This is a genomic window from Vibrio profundi (genome assembly GCF_005281835.1).
Classification (GTDB): Bacteria; Pseudomonadota; Gammaproteobacteria; order Enterobacterales; family Vibrionaceae; genus Vibrio; species Vibrio profundi.
The window spans coordinates 1,057,990-1,068,839 of record NZ_RZIS01000001.1 but is presented as its reverse complement, the minus strand read 5'-3'; the positions used below and the strand labels follow the sequence as shown (position 1 = coordinate 1,068,839).

Genomic DNA, 10,850 nt, shown 5'->3' with positions numbered 1-10,850 from the left:
AAAAAGTAGCAATCGTTGCCTGCATGAGAAAGATGGTTGTGATACTCAATTCAATGCTAAGAGATGGTGTTATGTGGGATAAGGATAGCGCCAAAAATTAACTATTGACGCCATAGTCTCTTGTTAGTTTATTTCACCAAACTCACTTGGAGTAAATTCGTAACCAACTAAGTTGTTATAAACACCCATTGAATCGTTAACAACAAAGCTTTGGTGCATGAAATAATCTGAAACAACACTTTTCCTAACCTCTTTAGCGTATAGATTTAAAGCATGAACCAAGTTTGAATGTAACCGCAAAAGCTGCATTGTCCAATTTTCACTCAGTTCATACTTTTTTTCATATTCGTCATGAGGCAAAGTTCCTTTCCAACGTCTATCACGCTGCCACCAGAGACTTTGTTCATTTAAGTATGCAAACTCTGAATTAGTAAAATGCTGAACCAAAGATTCCACACGATTAGATAGTTCAATAATCGCTGCGTCTAATTTTGGGTACTCTCCTGGGAATGTAGTCCTCGAAACTAAGCACCCATAACTACAAAAACTATCAATAAGATCATCTTCGATACTATTTGCAATCAAGTTATCGCTCATTCGCATCCAATCAATTAAATTCAATCGGCGAGTTGTTTCCTGCACAATATATTGATAAAAATTATCCGAGTTTTGTTGAGGTGAACCAACTATATCTTTTATCAATCGTTCATCTAAGCTAAACAAAGCTTTCTCAAGATCACGACTATCAAACACCCGTACATTTACTAAATTATTTTCATCCTTTATTTCTGATAGCGCTTTCGTTACATGAGGAGACACGCCTTTGAATTTGTCATTAACAACAAAATAAAACTCCCTCACAGGAGAGATACTGTCCCAGTAAGACTTTAGTTTTTGAAAGTCAGATTTCAACTTTTTGATAGCTGTATCGTTATTTTTGGGTAATTCTTCTGGTGCATACGCTTGGTAGTATCTGCCATGCTCTGAGTTCCAGCCGTCATTACCTCTATCACCTATATTGCCGTGAGCTTTAACTGCCTTAAAATCAGGATCTACATAGCTCATTATTTTTACAAATAAGTCCTCGTAGTTTTGCCCTGTAGACTCATGTACAATTAGTTTAAATCTTGTTCTCATTCTCCCCCCCATAAACTAACAGCTATTAGACAGAAAAATTCTATATTTAAATGCAGAATCATTCTGTCTAGTTTTTCACTGCTTTCAATTATACCGAACTAAGCCCTTTTATAACAAATACTTATTGGTTTCGTCTGTATGCTCGCCGACAAATTATAGAATTTTTCTATATAGCATGAATTCCGTTAAATCCTTGTCTGCATGTATAGATATTCAGTACAAAAAAGTGGTGATTAAGAAGCCTTGCTCGGATCTTAATCACCACCAAAGTTGGTTTATACTGTGGTCACCTGTTCAAACGGTTTAACCGCGTGAACAGGTAACTTTTGAGTACTTACGCCCCTCTATTCCGCTATCCCTCTTATTCGCACATTTCGCCTTCTGAGCATTTCCAGTGTTAAAAGTAGCAATACCGACATTAATATCAGTAAGCTTGCGACCGCTAAAATTGTTGGGCTTATTTGTTCACGTATCCCCGACCACATTTGTCTCGGCACGGTTCGTTGCTCGGCTCCGGTAATAAAAAGTGCGACAACCACTTCGTCAAACGATGTACCAAAAGCGAACAGCCCACCAGAAATCATTCCAGGGCGGATTAATGGAAAAGTGATATGGCGAAAAGTGTAAACAGGGTTAGCTCCCAAACTATACGCGGCTCGAACCAAACTATGGTCGAAGCCACTGAGCGTTGCCGTTACGGTGATGACCACAAAGGGTGTTCCTAGTGCAGCGTGAGCCAAAATGATACCAGTAAAGGTTTGCGACAATTCAAAGCGGGTATAGAAAAAATACATCGCCGCAGCCGATATAATCACAGGAACAATCATTGGAGAGATCAACAATGCCATGATCACGTTCCGCATAGGAAGCTTGCTCGATGAGAGCCCCATCGCCGCCAACGTGCCTAACGCCGTTGCGACCAAAGTTGATGCGAGCGCTATGATCGTGCTGTTTTTTAATGCCGTTAACCACTGACTATTGGTGAACATGTCTTGATACCATCGAACGGAATAGGCTTCGGGATCTAAGTTCAACATGCCTTCGGTAAAGGTGAAATAAGGCGTGGCGTTAAAAGATAATGGAATGATGATAAGAATAGGCGCGATTAAAAAGAAGAACACCAAACCACAAAAAGCTAGGTAAGCGTAATATCCAGTACGCTCCCCTTTTGTACAATAAATGGGTAGCGCCATAACTAACCTCCAACCTTAATGTTGTTAATACCAACCACTCGGTTAAACACATAAAACAGCCCAAGCACCACAGCTAACAGTAATCCGCCGAGCGCCGCTGCCATTCCCCAATTCAGCGAAGTTTGCATGTGGTAAGCAATCATATTAGAAATCATTTGCCCGCTTCTTCCCCCAACTAGCGCCGGAGTGATGTAGAAACCAATAGATAAAATGAATGTCAGTAGCGCCCCGGCCCCAATACCCGGCAACGTTAACGGCATATACACCTTTATGAACGCCATGCTTGGCGTCGCACCTAACGAGCGAGCAGCACGAAAATACGTCGGACTGATACCTTTCATCACGCTATAAATCGGCAAAATCATAAAGGGTAAAAGAATGTGTACCATCGCGACAATCGTGCCGAAGGTGTTGTGCATCATCTGAATTCTTTCTGCACTTAATCCAAGCCACAAAATTAGGTCGTTCACTATGCCTTGGTTTTGCAGCAACACGATCCAAGAAGTCGTTCTTACTAACAGCGATGTCCAGAAAGGAAGCAACACCACAATCAACAACAAATTGGCTTGTTTATCAGGTAGGTTGGCAAGTAAATAAGCCACCGGATAAGCCATGGCTAAGCAAATCACGGTAATCGCTAGTGACATGCCAAACGTCTTCAAAAATAAATCGACATAGACTTGGCGAGTATCTGGCTGTTGAGCGATGTTTCCTTGTTCGTCAAACCTCATATCCAATGCAGCCAAGTAATAACTGAGAGTGTAAGCCCCACTCAGATTCTTTATCGCTGCCCAATATTTAGGTTTGCCCCACCGTTTATCTAGCGAAGACAGATCTATGGACTTGGTTCCATCAGTCAGTGAAGCGTTTGCACCTGCAACGTTATCCAACTTTGCTAATTTTCGACCAGTTTTCATCAGCAAGCTACGCATACCCGAGACTTCAATGTTAAGGCGATTAGCCAACTTAGGTAGGGTTTTGTCTTGATACCTTTCTAGTAGTTCAGATGCAAAGATATGTTGGGTTTGAGGATCTGGCAGGCCATTGAAATCCCATCCTTTTATTGCGACAACCGTTTGAGGAAAGGCATTCGGCACTGCTTTGTTGTCTACGCTTCGGTAAAGCATTTCAATAATAGGAAATGCGAACGTTAAGCAAATGAAAGCGACCAAAGGCATAACTAGCAATACTGCTCGTTTTTGTTTTCGGCGTTCTGCTCGAATGAGCTGGGATTTTAAATCGCCATTTCGTTGGGTGATTTTCTTCTGTAGCGACACAACGGAGCCAAGCCAAGTAAGTTCTCTACTCATGCTTCCACTCCCTGTTCACTGTGTTCACGATTCGATGTTTGATTTGCTGAGTTTTCTGCCGCTAACGAGGCCGTCGAATCTAGAGCATGGCAATCTCTACTATGCCAGCCAATTGTACAAGCCTCACCAAGTTTCAATGGCGCCGTATTTCGGTTATCGTTTGGCACTTTCACAATCAGCTCGCCTAAATCGGGAACCGAAACGACCAATCGATGGTGGTCGCCGTGATATATCATTTCACGCAGCTGACCGCTAAATTCGTTATCGCACTGTAACTCTTCTGGAGAAACGCTGATCTTCTCAGGTCGAATTGATAACGTAGTGGCATCACCCAAAATACCAACAGCAACAGGTTTGGCGAGAACATTCTGCTGCCCGACTTTTACTGTGCATGTTTCTGATTCAACATCAGAAACCACACCATGTATTTGATTGTTTTCTCCAATAAATTGAGCCACAAAAGCATTGCTTGGAGATTCGTACAAGTCCGTAGGCGTCGCCAACTGTTGTACTGCTCCATTATTAAATACAGCGATACGATCAGACATTGTAAGCGCTTCGTCTTGGTCGTGAGTCACATACAATATTGTGATGCCTAACTTCTCATGCAAATGTTTGATTTCCATTTGCATCTGCTCACGCAACTGTTTATCTAACGCGCCCAATGGCTCATCCATCAGAACTAACTTGGGTTCAAATACTAAAGCTCGCGCCAAGGCTACGCGTTGTTGCTGCCCGCCAGAAAGCTGCTTGGGGTAGCGAAAAGCAACATGTGCAAGCTCGACCATTTCTAAAGCTGCCATCACTTTTCGGTCGACATCGCCTTGGTTCAGTTTGCGAACCTTCAGAGGGAATGCGAGGTTCTCGGCAATCGTCATATGGGGAAACAACGCGTAGTTTTGAAACACCATGCCGATATCACGTTTATGTGGGGCTAAGTTGTTAACGGGGATTCCATCAATATAGATTTCGCCACGAGTTGCAGTTTCAAACCCTGCTAGCATCATCAGGCATGTCGTTTTACCTGAGCCAGATGGCCCAAGCATGGTCACGAATTCGCCGGGGGCAATGGCTAAATTGAAGTCTTTCACCACCAAGTTTTCGCCATCGTAGGTTTTTTGTACGTGCTGGAATGTCACGTAATCCTTGTTGCTTGTGTTCATGTGTCGTCCCTTTTTCATCGCTTTATTCAGCAAGTCAATCCGGATAAATAAACCCAATTGAGATCCCCTTGAATTGGTTCTCCCACAACAATTGGTCAAAACGGCCGTAATGCCTGTTTAATTATGTGAATTGCTATTTTTATTATTGGTATAGAAAGTTGAAGGGGCGCATTTCTGCTGACGCCCCTTCTATTCCGCTGTTGAGCTAGTTCAAAATACAGCGGACATAAATGACCGAGTTAAGCTAGTTCGGTTACAGGTTGTATTTCGACAGGTCTGGACGAGTTGCAATAGCTCGCTCCACCATCGCGATCACTTGTGCACGTTCTTCACCTTTAAGGTTTTGGCGCGGCGCACGTACTTGTTCAGAACCGCGGCCACATACTTGTTCTGCCAACTTAATGCACTGAACTAGTGTTGGAATCGTGTCGAGGCGTAGTAGTGGTAAGAACCAGCGGTAGATCTCTAGCGCTTCTGCATATCGACCTTGGCTTGCAAGTTTATAGATCGCAACTGACTCAGCAGGGAAAGCGTTCGTCAGGCCAGAAATCCACCCCGTAGCGCCCAGCATTAAAGACTCTAGTGCGATATCGTCAACACCACTAAATACCGTAAAGCGATCATCAAAGCGGTTGTACAGTTCTGTGATTCGGCGTGTATCTGTTGTTGATTCTTTCACTGCGACGATGCTTTCAAATTCCGCAAGTTGGCTCATAATTTCAAGGTTCACATCCACCCCGTAAGACACAGGGTTGTTGTAGATCATGATTGGCATATCTGGCGTTGCTTTTGCCAGTGTCCCGTAATAATCAACGGTCTCTGTATCGGATGTGCGGTAAACCATAGGAGGCATAACCATACAGCCATCAATTCCAATTTTTTGTGCATCTTGCATATAATCAACCGCAGCGGTTGTGATCGATTCTGCCGTACCAGCAATAAGAGGAACACGCCCGGCCACGACTTCTTGTGCGGCTTTCAGAACTTGACGCTTTTCTTCAGGGTAAAGCGCGCAATTTTCGCCAACAGTGCCAAGACAAATGATTCCATTGACACCATCATTGATTTGGTTATCAATCACGGTTTGAGTCGCATCAAGATCGATGGTTTGGTCTGCGCGAAACTGTGTGCTTACTGCTGGGTATACACCTTTCCAATCTACTTTCATCTGTAACATCCTTTTGTATATTGTATGCAATTTTAATTTGCGATAAAAAACTCGGTATTTCATAAATTTAAAACCGAGACTAAATGGGTATGTGTGAAGCTAATATTCCTTCGTGTAACATCTATTTCTGGTGAAATTTTTATATAACAAAGTGATATAACGAGTCAGCATTGATTATTTCACTCGATCACCTTGTGAGTAACTGGCCAATACATACTGAACTGCAGTTAAATCGGCCAATGCACTTCCTACCGATTTATACAGAGTTATAGCGTCGTTATCGGCTCTACCGCCATTACGGCCTGCGCATAAATCTGGTAACTCACTTTGAATATTCTCTTCTTGGAAGACACCTTCTTCAATTGGGATTAATAGATCCCCAGCCTCGGCTAACACGTTGATTTTACTATCTACGTAAACCTGAGACTTTTGAACAAGTTCACTGCCACACTCACGTTTGTCTCTATCATGATTGCCAATTAAATCAATATGAGTACCTGGCTTTACCGAACCACAGGCAAACAGCGGTGAAGGTGCACCTGTTACGCAAGACACAATGTCGGCTGTAACTACGGCTTGATTGACATCCGTAGCGACTTCAACCTTAAATTGTCGCTCGACTGGCAAGCTTTGATATTCCGAACCTGAGATAATTGCATCAACGCAGCACCTCGCTTTCTTCTCATCCCTTCCCCACACCACGACTTCGGTTAAAGGTCTTATGGCGGCATAAGCCCAAGCGATGTAAGGCGCTAAATTTCCCGTACCACAAATCAACAATTGGTTGGCATCACTTCGCGCGAGATAATCCGCAGCCAGTGCAGACGCAGCGGCGGTGCGCCAAAATGTCAAAACCTTTCCATCAAGCAATGCCAGTGGTTCACCGTTACGGCGATCAAACGCCAGCACTTTAGACGCAAGACTGTCTTTGTCTTGAAGGTGATTTTCGGGAAAGTAAGTAAAGGCTTTCACTGTGATTAAGTTTTCGTTCCAAGCTGGCAGTAACGCGAATGCCTCATACCCTGATTCTTCCAATGCCATCACTCGGCGTTGCGGAATCGTTGCGGGACGTTGGTAGCTGGCACGCATCGAATCTATGAGCCCTTTCATTGTCAAGCAGCCTACAATCTGCTTGGCATCTAAATTCAACATTGTTCCTCCTAATAAAAATCCATCGCGTTCCGACATCTAGTTTTCGAAAGCACCCAAACTGCTGCGTTTGGGTGCGCCCTTCGTATTAGTTAGTTCAATAACCACGTATTGAATTCTTCATTAAGCTCATCGGCATAATCCGACCACCAAGCATCATCAATTAAAAAGGCAGTTTTAAAGTTGTTCGGCGCGGTTGGTAGGCTTGCTAAAATTTCAGGGCTAATTTGCGCTGAAGAGGATTTACGCGTCGGGCCATAAGCGACATATTTGGCTTGGTCGGCAAGTGGCTGTGTTCCAGATGAGAATTTAATGAAGTCCAACGCTAATTCAGTATTAGGGCTACCTTTCGGAATCGCCCAGCCATTCATGTAACCGAGTTGGTGATCCCAAATAATTCGAAATGGTTGGCCTTCTTCAGTAGTTGCACTGTGGATACGGCCGTTAAACGCAGAGGCCATCACGACTTCTTTGTCGGCAAGCATTTGCGGTGGCTGCGCTCCAGTTGTCCACCAAACCACTTGAGGCTTAATGGTATCTAGTTTCTTAAATGCGCGATGGCGCCCTTCTGTTGTCTCTAACATCTCATAAACCTGTTCTGGTTTAACCCCGTCAGCGATCAGTGCCCATTCTAGGTTCCCTTGTGGCATTTTTTGCAATGCACGACGACCCGGGAACTTAGTCAAATCAAATAGATCAGCCAACTTATTAGGCTGCGCTTTTCCTTTAAACGCATCATCGTTTACCGTCAGCACCGTAGAAACAACAATCGTATTGACTGCACATTCGTGAATCGCACCTTCAATGAAGTCATCTTTCGCAGGCGTTCCATCAGCACCAGCAGGCAGAATGCTCGGATCCAGCGGTTCGAGTAACCCTTCTGCGCAGCCACGAACAATATCGGGCTTATCAAGTGAGACTAGATCCCAACGCACTTTGTTGGCTTCAACCTGCGCTTTAATTTCTGCAAGGCCGCCGCTGAAGTCTTCGGATATCAGCTCAACACCAGACTCTGCAATGAACGGTTTGTGATACGCCTCTACCTGACTTTTAGTAAAAGCGCCGCCCCAAGACACGACGGTTAATTTATCTTCAGCGTAAGCCGTAGATCCAAGCAGCATCCCTGAAACCACAACTCCTGAAAGTACTGTTCGTGACAACAATCCTTTTGAAGCCGATGATCTCGAAACCAAGTGTGTAAGTGGCGCAATTGTCATTCTAGACATTATGTGTAGCTCCTTTTGTTGGTTTTCTTGTGCATCTGGATACTGCTTTTAGATGCATTGTTGGTTAACTTTTTATTAACATAATATGCTTGTATATTTTATACAATATTAAATTTGAAAAAATTTTAACCAAATCTTGTTAAGCGATATGGCGACAAATCCAACGTAGTTTGCTTGCCATTCACCATATCCGAAACGAGGTCAGCCGTGATTGCCGCCTGAGTCAAACCAAGATGTTGATGGCCAAATGCAAACAGAATATTTCCCTTTTCGTTCTGGTCAATGATCGGTAAAGAATCTGGTAATGAAGGTCGATTCCCCATCCACTTGCTACCTAAATCACCTTCGAGAACTGGTTGTTTCAGCACCCCTTTAGCGAGGTTTTTAAGCATGTTTGCGCGCTGCATATTGGCGGGAGATTTTATCGAAGCGTACTCAACTGTACCTGCAAGCCTAAGCCCATGCTTCATCGGCGTCATGATAAACTTTCTATCGGCTGAACTAACAGGGATAGGGAGTAATTCATGTGGTGTATTCACCATCAAGTGGTAACCTCGCTCAGCTTGTAGCGGCACTTTGATATTGGTTACTTTCTTAATAATAGGGACAGATTGAGCACCAGTTGCCATCACTACCTTATCAAAATGATGCGCGCTCTTATCCGTTACCACCACACTTCCAACTTGGTCGGATTTAACGTTTTCCACTTTGTCTTGCTGCCATTTTCCGCCCCAATAGATGAATGATGACTTTAGCTCAAGGCACATATAATAAGGGTCGGTGGTATGCGACGTATCAGGAAAGAACACGCCACACTTTACTGTATCGGCTAGGTTTGGCATGCGACTTCTCAGCAGGTTACCTTCCCATATTTCCCAACGAACCCCATGAGATTTCATTTTTTCTAAGGTCGCTTGGTAGCTTTCAAATAACTGTTCACTTTCGAATACCAGCAATGAACCTTCAGATTTAATTAGGTGGCTCAGCTCCACATCTTCGAGCAGTTTATTCCAGCTACTCATCGCTCGACTGTTTAACTCGGTAAGTGCAGATGTCGCATGGTTAGTTGGTTTTTCTCTCGCTTTAGCTAAGAAACGAAACATCCAACCAGCGGTATTGGGCAGGTCTCTAAATCGTATTGAAACTGGACTTTTTGGAGAAAGTAACATTTTAGGCAATTGGGGAATCAAACCCGGGTTGGACAGTGGGAGTATTTGCTCCGTTGCAAAGTGGCCGGCGTTGCCTTTCGAACATTTTGAACCAGCGCCCGATGGGTCGAATACCGTTACTTGGTGCCCTTCTAATTGCAGCTTTAACGCTGAACATAAACCGATAATGCCTCCCCCAACGACTGCTATTGAAACGCCCTTTGATTGTTTTTCAATCGACATTTGTTTTGCTCCCCATCACACTTCACCAACAAAATTGTATAAAATATACTTTACACTACGTTAACATCCCTTCGACCTAGTTCAACCAATTTCTTATGCAAGGAACAAAAAATGAGACAAGGGACTTTTTTTTGTATTGATGCGCATACCTGCGGAAATCCGGTACGACTGGTGGCGGGCGGTGTTCCACCATTGGAAGGCAAGACCATGAGTGAAAAGCGTCAATTCTTTCTAGAAAACTACGATTGGATACGCCAAGCCTTAATGTTTGAACCTCGTGGGCACGCCATGATGTCGGGCTCAGTTGTGCTTCCGGCCTGTAGCGAGAACGCGGATGCTTCAATCCTTTTCATTGAAACAAGTGGCTGCCTGCCAATGTGTGGTCACGGCACTATTGGAACCGTCACTTCAGCGTTAGAACACAAGTTGATCACGCCAAAACAAGAAGGACGACTGATCTTAGACGTGCCTGCTGGGCAGATCGAAGTTCATTACCAAACAAAAGGTGACAAGGTCACTTCAGTGAAGATATTTAACGTCCCTGCTTATCTAGCGCACCGTGATATAAAGGTATATGTCGAAGGGTTAGGTGAAATCAGCGTGGATGTATCTTATGGCGGTAACTATTACGTGATCGTTGATCCACAAGAAAACTACCTAGGACTGGAGCACTATTCCTCTGACGAAATACTGATGCTCAGCCCAAAAGTTCGCCGCGCGGTTTCAGAAGCAGTTCAGTGTGTCCACCCTCAAGATCCAACAGTTTGCGGCGTCACCCATGTGTTATGGACAGGCTCGCCTACCAAGCCCGAAGCTACTGCAAAAAATGCCGTTTTCTACGGTGAAAAGGCCTTAGATCGCTCCCCGTGCGGTACCGGAACCAGCGCACGCATGGCTCAGTGGTACGCGAAAGGTAAGCTAAAACTAGGCGAAGACTTTGTGCATGAAAGCATCATTGGCAGTTTGTTCAAAGGTCGAATTGAAGCAGTGACAGAAGTAGAAGGTCGCGAAGCCATATCGCCGAGCATAGAAGGCTGGGCGCAAGTACACGGACACAACACCATTTGGGTCGATGACGAAGACCCGTACGCATATGGATTCGAATTGAAATAG

Annotated in this window: 9 protein-coding genes and 1 pseudogene; 2 read left to right on the top strand and 8 right to left on the bottom strand. The window is 44.2% G+C overall.

Annotated elements, in window-relative coordinates; all coding sequences use genetic code 11:
- Positions 1-101: pseudogene (locus ELZ11_RS04880) on the top strand (IS110 family transposase); the annotation flags it as partial.
- Between the two features lie 22 nt (positions 102-123).
- Here ELZ11_RS04880 and ELZ11_RS04875 read toward each other — a convergent pair.
- The 8 genes from ELZ11_RS04875 to ELZ11_RS04840 all read right to left on the bottom strand — a co-directional run bounded on the left by ELZ11_RS04875 (position 124) and on the right by ELZ11_RS04840 (position 9,737).
- Entirely contained in the window at positions 124-1,137 is a 1,014-nt protein-coding gene (locus ELZ11_RS04875; protein ID WP_208746680.1) for a hypothetical protein, read from the bottom strand.
- Positions 1,138-1,481: 344 nt separating this feature from the next.
- On the bottom strand, positions 1,482-2,330 hold the full coding sequence (locus ELZ11_RS04870) for an ABC transporter permease (RefSeq protein ID WP_137356230.1): 849 nt from the start codon (positions 2,328-2,330) through the stop codon (positions 1,482-1,484).
- 2 nt (positions 2,331-2,332) lie between these two features.
- Entirely contained in the window at positions 2,333-3,640 is a 1,308-nt protein-coding gene (locus ELZ11_RS04865; RefSeq protein WP_137356229.1) for an ABC transporter permease, read from the bottom strand.
- Positions 3,637-4,803 (bottom strand): ABC transporter ATP-binding protein, encoded by a 1,167-nt coding sequence (locus ELZ11_RS04860; protein ID WP_137356228.1) that lies wholly within the window; start codon positions 4,801-4,803, stop codon positions 3,637-3,639. Before ELZ11_RS04860 ends, ELZ11_RS04865 begins: the two co-directional genes overlap by 4 nt.
- Before the next feature lie 253 nt (positions 4,804-5,056).
- Positions 5,057-5,971: a dihydrodipicolinate synthase family protein gene (locus ELZ11_RS04855; protein WP_137356227.1), complete on the bottom strand. Its 915-nt coding sequence runs from the start codon at positions 5,969-5,971 to the stop codon at positions 5,057-5,059.
- A 174-nt stretch (positions 5,972-6,145) separates the two neighbouring features.
- The gene (lhpI, locus tag ELZ11_RS04850; protein WP_137356226.1) at positions 6,146-7,123 is read right to left on the bottom strand and encodes a bifunctional Delta(1)-pyrroline-2-carboxylate/Delta(1)-piperideine-2-carboxylate reductase; all 978 of its coding nucleotides are present in this window, start codon (positions 7,121-7,123) and stop codon (positions 6,146-6,148) included.
- An 89-nt stretch (positions 7,124-7,212) separates the two neighbouring features.
- Positions 7,213-8,241, bottom strand: coding sequence for a polyamine ABC transporter substrate-binding protein (locus ELZ11_RS04845; RefSeq protein ID WP_244291607.1), 1,029 nt, complete (start codon positions 8,239-8,241; stop codon positions 7,213-7,215).
- A 230-nt stretch (positions 8,242-8,471) separates the two neighbouring features.
- Entirely contained in the window at positions 8,472-9,737 is a 1,266-nt protein-coding gene (locus ELZ11_RS04840; RefSeq protein WP_137356225.1) for an NAD(P)/FAD-dependent oxidoreductase, read from the bottom strand.
- 111 nt (positions 9,738-9,848) lie between these two features.
- Here ELZ11_RS04840 and ELZ11_RS04835 point away from each other — a divergent pair, with 111 nt between their 5' ends.
- Positions 9,849-10,850, top strand: coding sequence for a 4-hydroxyproline epimerase (locus ELZ11_RS04835; protein ID WP_137356224.1), 1,002 nt, complete (start codon positions 9,849-9,851; stop codon positions 10,848-10,850).